This is a genomic window from Apibacter adventoris, from assembly GCF_002964965.1.
Classification (GTDB): Bacteria; Bacteroidota; Bacteroidia; order Flavobacteriales; family Weeksellaceae; genus Apibacter; species Apibacter adventoris.
In genome coordinates this window covers 89,656-105,378 of record NZ_PSZN01000005.1, presented here as the reverse complement: position 1 = coordinate 105,378, position 15,723 = coordinate 89,656, and the positions used below count along the sequence as shown (strand labels likewise).

Sequence of the window (15,723 nt, the reverse complement as noted above, 5' to 3'; positions counted from 1 at the left end):
TGGTCTAAAATTCTATTTTTAGGAATATTTTCCATGTTGTTTACATTTAGTTTAATTTCTTTAGGAATGTTACTTTGTAATAATTATTGGAACATCTCTTCAATAGATAATGAATTTTTAATAGCTTTAAAAAATATTCCATTAAAAAACACTTATTATAATAATATTAATTCTTCAAAAGAGATATGGAATATTTATTACAATTATTTCTCAAATCCTTATATAATAATAAGATTCCTTATCTTATTAGTTATAAAAATATTAATTTCTCCTTTATATTCTGGAGTTATATATTGCGCTTATAAATATGATAATTTTGGAAAAGCCTCTTTTAATGATCTTATATCTGGGTTTGAAGGTAAAAGATTTTTAAATTTAATTGTATTAAATACCATATACCTTATAATTATGATTTGCAGTATTATTTTTATGTATATTCCTATGATATTTTTTGCACCTGCTTTTACATTAGCAGGAGCTTTTATTGCTATACATAATATATCTGCATTCAAAGCTATTAAGTACAGTACAAAAATTGCTTATATTAATTTTGGGAAAATGTTTTTCCTTACTTTTATTATTTTTTTAACAGGAAATTTCTTAGGAACCCTTCTTATGAGTATATACGCTTTTATATTTACGATTCCTTTTTCTTTAGTTATAATTTATATTATTTACAAAAAAATAATAGGATACAATTTTTTTTATAAATCCTCTGCAGAAGCGAATGAAAAATGATTATTAAATAATATCATGTTAAAAAAAAGTAAAATAAAACTCTATATATTCATTCGAAAATTTCGTTATCATAATCCACAAATTTTTATATACCTAACAAGTACTCTCATAGGAATTATAGGAGGTATAAGTGCTGTTGTTATTAAAAATATGGTCACATTAACGGAAGAATTAGTATATCATAACAGTAAAATTCGTTTTAATTACTGGACAATTTTTTTTCCGGCTATAGGTATCCTTTTAACTATACTTTTTATAAAATATTTTGTAAAAAATGATATTAGCCACGGAGTAGCAAAAGTTTTATATGCAATTTCAAAAAATAGAAGTAAAATTGAAAAACAGAATACATACAGTTCTATAATTTCCAGTAGTTTAACCGTTGGGTTTGGAGGGTCTGTAGGATTAGAAGCCCCTATAGTTTATACAGGTGCTGCAATAGGTTCTAATATTGCTCAGCAATTAAACCTTACACTTAAATTAAGAACTCTTTTTATTGCTTGTGGCTGTTCAGCAGCTATTGCAGGAATTTTCAAAGCTCCTATTGCTGCCATAATTTTTTCTTTAGAAGTGATTATGCTTGATTTAAGTATGTGGTCTTTAATACCCATTTTAATATCATCTACTACAGGAGCATTAATATCTTATTTTTTTATGGGAGACAAAATATCTTTTTATTTTGCAGTTTTCGAACCATTTGACAAAACTAAAATCCCTTTTTATATAGTTTTAGGAATATTTTGCGGTTTGTTTTCTTTATACTTTGTAAAAATTAACCGGGTAATTGAAAAAAAACTATCAGAACAAAAAAATATTTATTTCAAGGCTTGTTTAGGAGGGCTTAGTTTAGGTATTTTGATTTTTATATTGCCACCTTTATTTGGAGAAGGCTATGTAGGATTACAACACCTTATGGGAAATTCTCCCAATACAATTATGAGTAATTCTATATTTTTCAGTTTAGATGATAATTCTTTTTCCTTAATTTGTTTCTTATTAATTTTATTATTTATTAAAGTCATAGCCAGCAGTTTAACCACTGCTTCCGGTGGAATAGGTGGCGTTTTTGCCCCAGCATTATTTACAGGAGGAATTTTAGGTTACATTTTTGCAAAAACCATAAATTTACTTCAGTGGTTTAAACTTTCCGAACATAACTTTACTTTGGTAGGTATGGCTGGCGTTATGTCAGGAATTATGCATGCTCCTTTTACTTCGATTTTTCTGATTGCAGAAATAACCGGAGGTTATACTCTATTATTTCCTCTCATTGTTGTCTCTACTATTGCATATTTAGTAAAATATAAATTCGACAAATATTCTGTATATACCTACTCTTTAAGGAAAAATAATCAACTCATCACCCATAATAAAGATAAAGAAGCTATAAGAAGATTAAATATTTATGATTTGATAGATCAAAGTTTTACAACTATTCCACTTACTCTTACTTTGAGCGAATTAGTAAAAACCGTTTTACCTAATTCTAATAAAAATCTATTTGTAGTAGAAAAAAACACCGGAGAATTTGTAGGAATTATACAAATAGATGATATTTTAGATATTTTATTAGATAAATCTAAATATGAAAATCTACGTGTAGCAGATTTGGTAATTCCTCCTCCGGCAACTATATCTCTTAATCAGGATAATGAATCAATATTTAAAGTTTTTGATAAAACGGATGCTTGGTATCTTCCAGTTATAGATAATTCTAAATATTTAGGAATGCTTTCTAAATCTAAATTGCTCCAAAAATACCGCAAACTAATTGTAGATTTTTCTGAAGATTAATTTTTTAATTTATAATGAAAATTCTTAAATAAAACCAAGCTGTATCTGAAAAGTAAATAAATCTGATATAAAATATTGAGATATTATATACTTTTAAAAATAGAATTGGAGAATTTCAATACCTACATTTACCATTTTTAAGTAAGGTTTAAAAAAATATTTCGAAAATTCGCCTAAAGAACATAGCAATAATATCAATTCTTAGATTTAAAAGTTCAGGATAAAAAATAAAATCTTAAAAATAATCTTATTACCGAGTATAACCTTAATTTTGTTGAAAATAAAAACAGAAATATGGAAAAAGTATTTTTAATCCTAATGACATGTGTATACTGTTCAATACAGGCACAAAATTTTACATTAAAGAGCAAGACTATCCAGGGACAAGCAGAAAATAACCTAATGTTTAACGGAATGGGTTGTAATGGAAAAAATATTTCACCCCAGTTATCTTGGGAAAATATTCCTCTAAATACACAAAGTTTTGCAATAACCATCTACGACCCTGATGCTCCAACCGGAAGCGGATGGTGGCATTGGATTGTGTTTAATATTCCATCTAAAATAAAGGAATTGAAAGCAAATGCAGGAGATATTTCAAGCCATCTTGCTCCAACTGAGGCTATCCAAAGTAAAACAGACTTTGGCACCTATGGTTTTGGGGGACCTTGCCCGCCAATAGGAGATCATCCACATCAATACATTATTACTGTATATGCTTTAAATATTCCACACTTAGATTTAGATAAAGATGCCTCACCTGCTTTAGTCGGATTCTATTTACAACAACATACCATAAAGAAAGCTTCTTTAATTTTTTATTCTCAGAGATAAATATCCTCATAAATCCGGTAATAATTTATTCATTTTCTACTTACCAGATTTTTAAACTTCTTGTGAATACAAAGCTCTTAATACCCAATATCTAAAGTCAGAATCTAAGGTGAATGAGTAAAAAACAAGTTCATTTAAAGCTAAAACCATATTCTCTTCTTTTTTCTCGAAAATTCCCATCTTCATTCCTTCTCTATTAACCATAATACCAAACCTTCCTAATATTCTATGAATATTTTCTTTACTGACGGATTCAAAAATAAGTACATCTCCATTTTTATAAGTAAATCCTTCCGGAAAATTTTGAGAATTATCAACTTCTATAGCTAAGAGATTAAATGGCGAACTATTAGGTATACTGATTTTAGGCAAAGTCTCTAAAAATTCAGGTTCAAGAAAATTACTTATATAATCATTAAAATTTACTGAAGAAACATACGGAATCTCTACAAACCTATCCTTTTTCTTCAATTTTTCCATATCCAGTACTAAGCTGGTATCAAAATGCAATAATTCATTTACAGATAAATCTTTTAAAATAAAATCATTCAATGGAATGCCAAAATATTTAGCAATATTAACAATAATTTCGATTTTAGGTTCTGCCCTCAATTCCTCATAAGAACTGATATTTCCTCTTGTAAGACTAAATAAATCTGCAAATGCTTGCTGGCTTAAACCTTTAACGCTTCTAATTTTTTTTATATTCCTTCCTACTTTGCTCATAAAAATGCTAAATTTTTTTGCAATTAAAAAATATTTAGCTATATTTGCTAAAACTATTAGCAAATATATTACATATATTTGAGATAACTAAAACTCACTCGCATGTATTTCAAAAAAATAGAAAATTTCATTTCCGAACTGGGACATACAATTTCCTATAAAGATGAAAAACAAAGTATATTTTGTATTGAAAATGAAGAAGACGGCATTAAAAACCTCATATTAGGAATTGCTCCACCTATAGTCGTTTTAGAACAATACATATTCACCTTACATAACGACGATAAAGAAATATTAAAATCTTTATTACAAAAAAACAGAGATATAGTGCATGGTGCTTTTGTTTTGGATGAAACCGGAAAAAAAGTGATTTTTCGGTATACTCTGCAAATTGAGCATCTGGACATTAATGAATTAGAAGGAGCTTTAAACTCTTTAGGTCTTTTACTAAGTGAATATTATGAACAAATACTAGAATTTTCAAAAAAATAAAAAAAATTATTATGAATATCTTTAAACGACTTTTACGAATAGGAACAGCAGAAATACATTCTGTTGTAGACAAAATGGAAGATCCTATAAGAATGACTGAACAAGGAATTAGAGAAATGAAAGAAGATTTGGAAAAAAGTCTGGAAGCTCTTGCCCAAGTAAAAGCCCTTGCAATACGGGCAAAAAATGATATCATAAAAAAATCTTCTGATGCTGAAGATTATGAAAATAAAGCGTTTCTACTCATGTCAAAAGCTCAAAAAGGCGAGCTGGATGCAATACAAGCAGAAAAATTAGCTAAAGAAGCTCTTTCTCTTAAAGCTCATCTACTTTCTGAAGTAGAAATTCTCAATGGTGAGAAAATTCAGCATGAAAATGCTGTTGATGAAATGCAAAAAAATGTTGAAATATTAAAATTTAATATCAACAAGTGGGAAAACGAATTACGCATTTTAAGAGCCCGTGTAAAAGTAAGTAAAGCTACAAAAGAAGTAAATAAACAACTTGCTCAAATTGATAACAACAGCACCATCAGTATGTTAGAAAAAATGAAAGAAAAAGTTACAGAAGAAGAAGCCTTAGCAGAAGCTTACGGAGAATTGGCTAACCAAAATATTTCTATTGATGAAGAAATAGACCGTGCTATAGGCAAAGACTCTTTAAAAGTAAACAATGATTTAGATAACATAAAAAAAAGGTTAGGGATGGAATAAATCCGAATTCAAAACCAACTTTATAATCTGAAACTAACCTTGTCATGACTGAATTGCTACATTCTTTTTTCTACCCTTTATCTAATGCCATCATGAGTGGTTTTATGATAGTTATACTTATCTACTGGCTGTTCTCTTTTCTTGGAATAGGATTAGGTGAATTGGATTTTGGGACAGATTTCGGGACAGATATAGACTCGGATATTGATGTAGATACTCATGTAGAAACAGACACCCAGCCGGATACAAATTATCATGGAAAAGCTTCTTCTTATCCAGAATTAGACGACAACCATGTTACACATGAAAATGAAGGAGACGGCCTATTTATACGTTTTTTAAAATTCATGAATGTCGGAAAAGTTCCTTTTATGCTAATTTTATCTACTTTAAAATTTTTTACCTGGGTAGGTTCTTTAATTACCACTCAATTTACCCCCATAGGAAACTGGGGCTGGAAATCAGTTTTTATTTTAATTCCTTGTTTTATTGTCGGAGCAGTTCTTACTAAATATGCGACTAATCCACTGGCACGTTTTCTTTCCAAAACCGGATACCAAGGTGAAGAAAGAACCGAATTTCTTGGAAGATCCGGACGAATGATATCTACTATTTCTAAAGATAAGATAGGAAGCGCAGAATTTATTATTGAAAAAAATCCGATACGTCTCAACGTAATCAGCCAAAGCGGTGAGGAAATTAAATATGGAGAATCAGTAATGATTACAGATGAAACTCAAGATAAAAAATTTTATTACGTTACCAAAGAAGTTACTATTGATCAAAATTAATCATATATAATATCAACATTTAAAAACATTTAATATTATGGGAATAGGAGGCATAATCGCTGTCATTGTCGGAACTTTTATGTTCATTATTTTATTATCTTTAGCCATACTCGCATCATTTTACAAAAAAATTCCTCAGGGAAAAGCCATTGTAAGAACCGGGGTTGGAGGAACTAAAGTTGCTTTTAACAAGGGAATTTATGTGATTCCTGTCTTTCACAAAATGGAAATTATGGATATTTCCGTTAAAAAATTACAAATTGAAAGGATGGAACAAGACGGATTAATCTGTAAAGATAACATCCGGGCTGATATAAAAGTGGCCTTTTTTATTCGGGTAAACAAATCGGTAGACGATGTCATTAACGTAGCTCAGACCTTGGGCTGTGAAAGAGCCAGTGATGTGGCTACTCTAAGAAATATTTTTGAAGCGAAATTTTCAGAAGCATTAAAAACCGTAGGTAAAAAATTTGAATTTATTGAACTTTATGAAGCCCGTCGCGAATTTAGAGATGAAATTCTGAATATTATTGGTACCGATCTTAACGGCTACAATTTAGACGATTGTGCCATTGATTATTTGGAACAAACCAATTTGAATTTTCTAGATCCTCAAAACATCTTGGATTCAGAAGGAATTAAAAAAATTACCGAGTTAACCGCAAATCAAAATATCAATGCCAACCTAATTCGAAGAGATGAGCAAAAAACCATAAAAAAACAAGACGTAGAGGCCCGTGAAGCCATTCTTGAATTAGAAAGACAATTAGCTGAAAAGGAAGAAAAACAAAAAAGAGAAGTAGATAACATTAAAGCAAGAGAAGAAGCTGAAATACTAAAAGTACGCGAAGAAGAAAGGTTAAAGGCTGAAACCGTACGTATTACTACCGAAGAAAGTTTGGCTGTACAAGAAGAAAACAAACTCCGTCAAATTATTATTGCCGCTAAAAACAAAGAGAGAACTAACGCGGTAGAAACAGAAAGAGTAGAAAAAGACCGAGCACTCGAACAAACCGAAAGAGAAAGAATTGTTACCCTTGCTCAAATTAACAAAGAAAAAGTAGTAGAAGAAGAAAAGAAAAATATTCAGGATGTAATCCGAGAAAGAGTACAATTGGAAAAAGGTGTGGTTGAAGAACAACAAAATGTAAAAGACATAGAAGTGCTACGTGAAGTAGAACGTCAGAAACAAGCCGGTATTACCTTGGCAAGCCAACAGGCAGAAGAAAAATTAATTAAAACTGTAAAAGAAGCAGAAGCATTAAAACAAGCAGAGGAACAAAAAGCCCAACAATTACTTATTGATGCTGAAGCCCAAAAAGAAGCTGCGGTTAAAAACGCTGAAGCCAGAAAAACCTTAGCCGATGCACAGGCACGAGAAGATGCTACCTTAGGTTTAGCTGAAGCAGAAGTAATTAAAGCCAAAGCAGAGGCTGATGAACAAAAAGGAGTTGTAGAAGCTAACATTATAGAGAAAAAAGCCAAAGCGGAAGCTATCAGCATTGAATTAAAAGCAGAAGCTAAGCGAAAAGAAGGTTTAGTGGAAGCAGAAGTAACCCGCGAAAAAGCTTTGGCATCTGCAGAAGGAGAAGCCAGCATTATTGAAAAAACCTCTGTGGCCGAAGCTACCGGTATTCAGGCAAAAGCCGATGCCAAACGTAAAGAAGGTTTAGCAGAAGCGGATGTCATTAAACAAAAAGCTCTATCTGAAGCAGAAGGAATTCATGAAAAAGCCGAGGCTATGAAAAAATTGGATGGAGTGGGAAAAGACCATGAAGAGTTTAAGTTGAAATTACAAAAAAACAAAGAGGTAGAACTGGCTCAAATCCATATACAAAAAGAAATTGCACAAGCGCAAGCATCTGTATTATCCGAAGCTATGAAGTCTGCTAAAATTGACATCGTAGGAGGAGAATCTACTTTCTTTGAAAATATAATTAATCAGATTTCAAGAGCCAAAGGATTCGATAAACTGGTTAATGAAAGTGAGACTATAACAGAAATTAAAGAGGCTTTACTTGGAAATGGTAGAGAAGGCGATTTATATGAACGAATACGAAACTATGCCGATAAACTGAATATTTCATCCGAGGATATCAAAAACCTGAGCATTGCTTCCCTTATATTCAAGATGCAACAAAATGCAGGAAGTGAAGACCAAAGCGTTTTAGCTAACTTATTTACCTTAGCTAAAACCCTGGGTATATCTAATAAAAAATTAGGATAACCAAATGAAAAATATCCTATTTATTTTGTGTATAGCTTTATGGGGCCATACATGTAAAGCTCAAATTATAAAAGAAGAATGCATAACTGTATATGACTCAGTTAGAGAGCGTAAAATACCCTTTGCTATATATTATGATACGTCTATACCCAGAGGTATAGTTATTTTTAATCACGGGTATACAAAAAATTATGGTGGAAGTTATAAATCTTACAAAAAACTCAATAAAAAAATTGCCTCTTTAGGTTACTATGTCATAAGCATTCAGCATGAATTGCCTACTGATGAATTACTCGCTATGGAAGGAAATTTATATCTAACCCGTATGCCTAACTGGAAGCGCGGAGTAGAAAATATATCTTTTATTCGGAAAGAACTCATGAAACTTAAACCCGAACTTCCATGGAATAATTTAATTATTGCTGGACATTCCAATGGAGGAGACATGACCATGTTGTATGCCCGAGAGTATCCGGAACAAATCACCAAAGCTATTTCACTGGATAATCGCAGAATGCCAATACCCAGAACTTCCAAACCGGAAATCTATTACCTGAAAGCCTACGATTTCCCTGCGGATGAAGGAGTACTACCAACGCCAGAAGAAGAAAAGAAATTCGATATTCACATAATTAAATTTCCAACCATTAAGCATAATGGCATGGGAGATCAGGAATTGGTAATAGAATGTGTGGAAAATATATTGAAATAAATTATTATGTTAAACATACATGAAATACTAATTCTTTCAGAAGAATTATAGGAGAATATTAAAATGAAAAAACGAATTTAAATTCTCAATTTATTTAATTTCTATTCTTTTGTATTAAAGCAAAAGAATAGAAAGAATATTTAGCAAATATAAATAAACAATTTGTTTATCAAATTATGGCAGAATTAGACGAAAATAAAAAAACGGATTCTCTAGATTCCGGTACTTATGAAATAATAAAAAAGAGACTTCAAAGCCAAAAAGAAGACCTCACCACACGTTTAGGAAAACTAAATAACGCCAGAAAAGAAGTTTTCAATTCTGTAGAATTTACTTTGGCGGCTAATCAGCGGATTACTACCGAAAATAACTGTACAGCCCGAGGAATCATTGCAGTAGGCGACCTTTGTTTGTTTGCCTATAATGTTCATTTTGGATTACGAACAGACATCCAATTAAGCGATGTTTTTAGTATCTATTCTTTTGATGCAGAACAAACTCATCAATTTATTCCTCAATCGTTAGACTTGATTAACGATGAAACCTTCATCAACGATTATAAAAACTTATATCAATACTACCGGGATTCTATATTTTCTCGATTCCGAAGGACGGAAAATTATTTATACATGATTTTCCAAACCAGTAAGAATATAGATGATTTGAAAGCCTTTAAATGGTTGGTCAAAGACGATAAACTGATTTATCAGGACGATCGAAGCATTCATGAAGTTCAAAAAGCTCAACAATACGAATTTAAATGGATAAAAACCTCGCTAGACAACCGCAGGCTGGGAATACATCCTCACATCTCTATTCAGGATAAAGTTTTTATAGAAGCCATCAACGGTGATATTACCTTTAAAATTGAAGATAATACTGATACCGGAAAAGGGATTTATTCCGAAACCGTAGAAAACAAAGATCAACAACTAGATGATGCTGAATATTACTATGCCGATTTAGGAAATTTTATCCTTATACGGATTAAACCTTATCAGGAAAATTTCCGTGCCTTTATTTTCAATAATAAAACCAAGGAAGTTCTTAATATTCCAACCCTGAATGAAACAGGAATCTTACTACCCGACAATCAAGGGATTATATTTGCTAATGGCTATTATTTGCAAAGCGGAGAATATAAAATATTTGAAAGCGAATTAACAAATTTGGAATTTGTACGACGAATACCCTCTGCCAATGGTGAAGATTATCTTTTCATTTTCTACCATAATGAAAAGAATATTTATGTACTCATGTCTTACAACATCATCAAACAACAAGTGGAAACTCCTATTATCTGTAATGGATTTACCCTGTTTAAAAACGGAAAACTTATCTATTTTCGTTCAGAAGAGGAAGCAGTAAAGCATCATGTAGTACAGATCTGGCAGACTCCGTATCAGTCAGAAATTGTTGAGAACCGAGAAAAAAAAGATAACGAACTTTATAAAATAGGTAACAAAGATATTGTCAAAGCTATGGCAGAATGTCAGGAAGTCATTAACCTTATAAGTAAAGAAGATTCTTATGAAGGATTATATGGCGATATTTCCAAAAAAGCTAATGATATAATCGATTCCTTTTTCTGGATTACAAATCCTTCTGCTTTTCAATTGTCAGAACCATTAAAACAAATTAAATCTATTGCGGATACGGCGGTTGATGAATTTGAAAAAGTCCAACAACAAAGAAAAAATGCTTCACAGGTACTTAATGAAATCACCGAAAAAGTTGAGAAGCTTTTATTTAGCATAAAAAACACTAAAGGTGATACCTTGGAAAATCTGGTGAAATTATTGGCTGAAAACCGAAAGTTACAAGGAGAAGTTACGGAAATGGGGAACGTAAAATATATAGATCTGGAAAAAATAGACGTCTTAAAAGGTAAGTTGAATAAAAGTAATCATACGCTTTCAGACCAAACCGTTGAATTTCTTTTATTAGATGAGGCATTAGCTCCCTATGAAAACAAAGTACAAGATGAACATAAAAGAGTAGAAAAAGTTACTAAAGTAATAGACGGACAAAAAGTAGAAGAAAACTGTAAATTAGTATCTTCCGAACTGGAATTGCTGATAGATATACTTAACAGTTTAAAAATTGAAGATACTACCCAAACTACTAAAATTATTGAAAAAATCTCTGTAATTTTTGCTTCCCTAAATGAAGTTCGTACCCTGCTTAAACGAAAACTTGATTCTTTAAAAAGTAGTGAAGCCATAGCTGAATTTCATGCACAACTTACGTTGTTGGACCAAAGTATTATGAATTTTCTGGAACTATCCTCTTCTCCAGAAAAATGCGATGAATACTTTACAAAAGTAAGCGTACAGATTGAAGAAATGGAAAGTAAATTTGCAGATTTTGAAGAATTTATTACCGAAATTGCCGATAAACGAGAAGAAGTAAGCAAAGCTTTTGATTCCAAAAAAGCACAACTCATAGAGCAAATTAACAAACGAACTACATCTTTAGAGCAAATTGGTCTTCGTATACTAAAAAATATTGAAACTAAAGCAGGTTCATTTAAGTCCAAAGAAGAAATACAGGCATTTTTCTCTACGGATTTGATGATTGATAAAGTACGAAAGCTTGCCTTAGAATTAAAAGAACTGGGAGATGTTTCCAAAGCTGAAAATCTGGAAAATAGTTTAAAAACATCTCTGGAAGATAGCCTTCGTACCCTTAGGGACAAAAAAGATTTGTTTGTAGACGGTGATAATATCATAAGCCTAGGAAACTACAAATTTGCTGTAAACTTTCAGCCTTTGGATTTAACTATAGTCAGAAGAAACAATCTGCTTTATTACCACCTTACCGGTACCAGTTTCTTTTATGAAATAGAAGAAGATACAATGTATAAATATCGCACTCTTTGGGAGCAAGAAGTAGTTTCGGAAAATTCTAAAGTATACCGAGCAGAATATTTAGCCTACCAAGCTTTTCAGGAAAGTTTGAAAAATAAAAATTTTGACCCTGAAAACTATATAAAACTAAAAACCGAACAGAGCTATGCAGAGTCCTATTTAAAAGGTGTGCATGATTTTGATGCTTTGGAAATATATAAATCGTTGCACCAGCTTCATACGAATTTAAAAACCTTAACCTACTCTCCTTCCCTGCGTGCTGTAGCCCAATTATTCTGGAACAGCCTAACTGAAGAAGATACAGATAAGCTGAATAAACTTATCACCTCTGCGAGCTATGTGTTAAAAGTTTTTCCGGAATCCGAAAATTACAACTATGTTATTCAACGAATACAAGAAAAGTTCGAAAAATGGAATCGCTCATTTTCCGAATTGGAATTTTCATCTGAAATCCTTGCTGAATACTTGTTTAAAGAATTTTCAAAATCTCCGTTTTTTGCAAAAAGTATTCAGGCTGATACCTTAAAAAAAGATTTTTTGCATTACCTGAAAGCTCAAAATGCAATTAGCATTTTTGAAGCTGATTGCAACGATGCTTCAATGGAACCGGCTGAACGGTTTCACCTGATACAAAACTGGTTGGTTTCTTATATCAATCTATCCGATACCTATTCGGCTTTTGATAAATATATTGAAGAAGCCTGTTGTTTACTTATGTTTGAAAAAGATAACGCTTATCCTATATTGGAATATCCGGATCACTTAACTATTAATACTTTAAAAGGAAGCCATCCGGTTATAGAAAAAAATCTTTATACACTCGATTACCATCAGTTTATACATAAACTGAAAATGTTTTCAGAAATCAGTGTTCCTGAATTTCAGGAATTTTCACAAGCCAAAGAGCAGTTGTTAAATCAGTACAAAAAATCCCTGAAACTCAATGAACTTCAACCCAAAGTTCTGACTTCTTTCGTCAGAAATAAACTGATTAATGAAGTGTATTTTCCGCTGATCGGAGCTAACATGGCTAAACAAATCGGTGTTGCTGGTGACAATAAAAGAACCGCACGAATGGGGATGCTTTTACTGGTTTCTCCTCCGGGTTACGGAAAAACCACCCTGATGGAATATCTGGCTAAATCGCTGGGGTTAAATTTTGTAAAAATTAATGGTCCTACCATTGGTCACTCTATAACTTCTATAGATCCAAATGAGGCTAAAACCTCCGGAGCAAGGGAAGAACTGAAAAAAATTAACCTTTCTTTTGAAATGGCTGACAATGTAATGCTCTATCTGGACGATATTCAGCATTGTAGTGCCGAATTCCTTCAAAAATTCATTTCTCTGGCAGACGGACAAAGAAAAATGGACGGAACTTTTAACGGTGAGAGTAAAACCTATGACTTAAGGGGGAAACGTTTTTGTATTGTAATGGCCGGGAATCCATACACGGAAAGCGGAGAAAAATTCCAGATTCCGGATATGCTTGCCAACCGGTCAGATGTTTATAACCTCGGAGATGTTATTGGTAGCACCGAAAATCTGTTCAAACTTAGTTTACTGGAAAATTCCATTGCTGAAAATACCTATTTACAAAAGCTATGCAGCCGCAGTTTTGATGATTTCTATCAACTGATTTCTTATATAGAAACAGGAAATGAAGAATTATTAAATCTTGAAGGAAATTATTCTAATCAGGAAATTGAGGAGTTTATATCGGTATTGAAAAAATGTATGCAAGTACGTGAAATAGTGATGAAAGTAAATCAGAATTATATCCAGAGTGCTGCCATGGATCATGCCTACCGTACGGAACCTGCTTTTAAATTACAAGGATCTTACCGGGATATGAATAAAATGGTAGGGAAAATTGTTCCATTGATGAATGAAGATGAGGTGCAGGAACTGATTATGACTCATTATGAAAACGAATCGCAGACCTTAACCTCTGATACGGAAGCCAATTTACTGAAATTGAAAGAGCTTATGAAGGTATTAACCCCAGAGGAAACGAAACGTTGGACCTCAATTAAAGAGATTTTTGTTAAAAACAACAAGCTCGGAGCTTTAACGCAGGATAATCAGGTAGGACAGGTAATTGCCCAGTTAATGGACTTTAATGTAAATCTGGAAGGGATTGTGAATGTACTGAACGTAAACGGAAAGAAAAAATAAATGTTTATTATCGAACTTATCCTTTAACTCTTTTTTGAAATAGCTTTAAGTAGCTTTGGAGTTTGTTTTTCTTGTTAATAGGAAAGAAGATGTTTTATGCAGAACTAAAAGATTCTGTTATTTATAATATACCTATTAGTTTACTTTGTCTTATACTATTTATTATTATATGTATAAAATATATTTATCTATCATATTAAACACCTCAATAATTACTTATTGAGGTGCTTGTTTTTTATCTAATTCTTCTTATATTTATCTGACAATACACTGTTTATATGAATCGAATTATTTTAATTGGAAATGGCTTTGATTTAGCTCATGGTATGAAAACCAGTTATGGAGATTTTATGGATTGGTTTTGGATGCCTAAGGCCACTGAAATCCAAAATAGAATTCATAAATGTGAATATTTTCAACTTACAAATATAGGTGGTGATGAAAATAACATAAAACTTGATTTTACAAATTGTAAAAATTATTCCGATATTAAAAATGTAATTAAAAGTCAAAGAGTTGCTATTAATTTTAAAAATAAATTTTTAGAACAAATTACTGAAAAGCAATATATCCAAAATTGGGTAGATATTGAAAATGAATATTATCAACTTTTAAAAGATATAATGACTGAAAAAGAAAAATTCTATTCAATTTCAGAACTAAACTCAGATTTTGAAAAAATAAAAAATGAGTTAGAAAAATATTTGACTGAAGAACAAAAAAAATTTGATAGAACAAGACATGAAGATTTAATTATTTCTATTTCAAAAAAGATACATTCTAATTTTATTGTTGATGATTTTATACAAAAAACTAAATATTCTTTTTCTGAATATAGTAAAATTCCTAATGAAATCCTATTTTTAAATTTTAATTATACTAATACAGACTCATTATATCATAAAATTAAATACACAAATCCTAATATCATTATCAAATCTATTCATATACATGGTACTCTTAATTCTCCTGCTAACCCTATTATCTTTGGTTTTGGGGATGAACTAGATGAAGAGTATAAAAAAATTGAAAACCTCAATAATAATGAATATTTGGAAAATATAAAGTCTATCAAGTATTTGGAAACAGATAATTACAAAAGGCTATTGGAAATTGTAAATAGTGATGAGTATCAAATATTTATTTTTGGACATTCTTGTGGAAATTCAGACCGAACCCTCTTAAATACTTTATTTGAACATGAAAATTGTGTTTCGATAAAGCCTTTTTATTATTTAAAAGAAGATGGAACGGATAACTACAGCGATATGGTAAGAAATATTTCCCGAAACTTTAATAATAAAGCCATTATGAGAGATAAAGTAGTTAATAAAAAAGATTGTGAACCTTTGGCTTAATAGGATGTAAAAAAAAAGGTTCCCAATAGTTGAAATATTTTCAGAAGTTTTTTTCGGTTTATATCTTAAAAAGCTGTCAGAACTAACCTTTATAGATAATAATATTATTAGATTTATAGAATAAAAAAAGGCAAAGAAAAATTACAACTGACAAAAAATGTATGGAATAATCAGATCTTAATGTGTATTTCTTTAGTTTTTACTGTAAATAGCGAATGGAGAAATCGGAATCAATTTATTAACGGACAAAAATTATTGGGAAATGAAAATCGGGAGTTTCAATAAAATGA

Annotated in this window: 12 protein-coding genes; 11 read left to right on the top strand and 1 reads right to left on the bottom strand. The window is 31.1% G+C overall.

Going from position 1 to position 15,723, the window contains the following annotated elements; genetic code table 11:
- From C4S76_RS11740 to C4S76_RS03715, 3 genes are all read left to right on the top strand, one after another.
- The coding region (locus tag C4S76_RS11740; RefSeq protein WP_181044047.1) for a hypothetical protein at positions 1-738 on the top strand (738 nt) is incomplete at its 5' end.
- Positions 739-888: 150 nt separating this feature from the next.
- The gene (locus C4S76_RS03720) at positions 889-2,532 is read left to right on the top strand and encodes a chloride channel protein (RefSeq protein WP_181044046.1); all 1,644 of its coding nucleotides are present in this window, start codon (positions 889-891) and stop codon (positions 2,530-2,532) included.
- Positions 2,533-2,826: 294 nt separating this feature from the next.
- Positions 2,827-3,366 carry a YbhB/YbcL family Raf kinase inhibitor-like protein gene (locus C4S76_RS03715; RefSeq protein WP_105192793.1) on the top strand — a complete coding sequence of 180 codons (540 nt, stop codon included), beginning with the start codon at positions 2,827-2,829 and terminating at the stop codon, positions 3,364-3,366.
- 51 nt (positions 3,367-3,417) lie between these two features.
- On the opposite strand, the gene C4S76_RS03710 is transcribed toward C4S76_RS03715, so the two are convergent.
- Positions 3,418-4,092, bottom strand: a complete 675-nt coding sequence (locus tag C4S76_RS03710; protein ID WP_105192805.1) for a helix-turn-helix domain-containing protein — start codon at positions 4,090-4,092, stop codon at positions 3,418-3,420.
- Positions 4,093-4,194: 102 nt separating this feature from the next.
- Here C4S76_RS03710 and C4S76_RS03705 point away from each other — a divergent pair, with 102 nt between their 5' ends.
- The 8 genes from C4S76_RS03705 (at position 4,195) to C4S76_RS12085 (ending at position 15,718) form a co-directional block, all read left to right on the top strand.
- On the top strand, positions 4,195-4,584 hold the full coding sequence (locus C4S76_RS03705; protein WP_105192791.1) for a type III secretion system chaperone family protein: 390 nt from the start codon (positions 4,195-4,197) through the stop codon (positions 4,582-4,584).
- A gap of 11 nt (positions 4,585-4,595) precedes the next feature.
- Positions 4,596-5,297 (top strand): PspA/IM30 family protein, encoded by a 702-nt coding sequence (locus C4S76_RS03700; RefSeq protein WP_105192789.1) that lies wholly within the window; start codon positions 4,596-4,598, stop codon positions 5,295-5,297.
- A gap of 44 nt (positions 5,298-5,341) precedes the next feature.
- A complete protein-coding gene (locus tag C4S76_RS03695) occupies positions 5,342-6,088 on the top strand; it encodes an OB-fold-containig protein (protein WP_105192787.1) in 747 nt (248 codons plus the stop codon).
- 37 nt (positions 6,089-6,125) lie between these two features.
- Entirely contained in the window at positions 6,126-8,315 is a 2,190-nt protein-coding gene (locus C4S76_RS03690) for a flotillin (protein WP_105192785.1), read from the top strand.
- Between the two features lie 4 nt (positions 8,316-8,319).
- Positions 8,320-9,027 (top strand): alpha/beta hydrolase, encoded by a 708-nt coding sequence (locus C4S76_RS03685; protein WP_105192783.1) that lies wholly within the window; start codon positions 8,320-8,322, stop codon positions 9,025-9,027.
- 176 nt (positions 9,028-9,203) lie between these two features.
- Positions 9,204-14,075: a DNA repair ATPase gene (locus C4S76_RS03680; protein ID WP_105192781.1), complete on the top strand. Its 4,872-nt coding sequence runs from the start codon at positions 9,204-9,206 to the stop codon at positions 14,073-14,075.
- Between the two features lie 278 nt (positions 14,076-14,353).
- A complete protein-coding gene (locus tag C4S76_RS03675; protein ID WP_105192779.1) occupies positions 14,354-15,433 on the top strand; it encodes an AbiH family protein in 1,080 nt (359 codons plus the stop codon).
- A gap of 111 nt (positions 15,434-15,544) precedes the next feature.
- Positions 15,545-15,718 (top strand): DUF1348 family protein, encoded by a 174-nt coding sequence (locus C4S76_RS12085; protein WP_105192777.1) that lies wholly within the window; start codon positions 15,545-15,547, stop codon positions 15,716-15,718.
- Positions 15,719-15,723 lie beyond the last annotated feature (5 nt).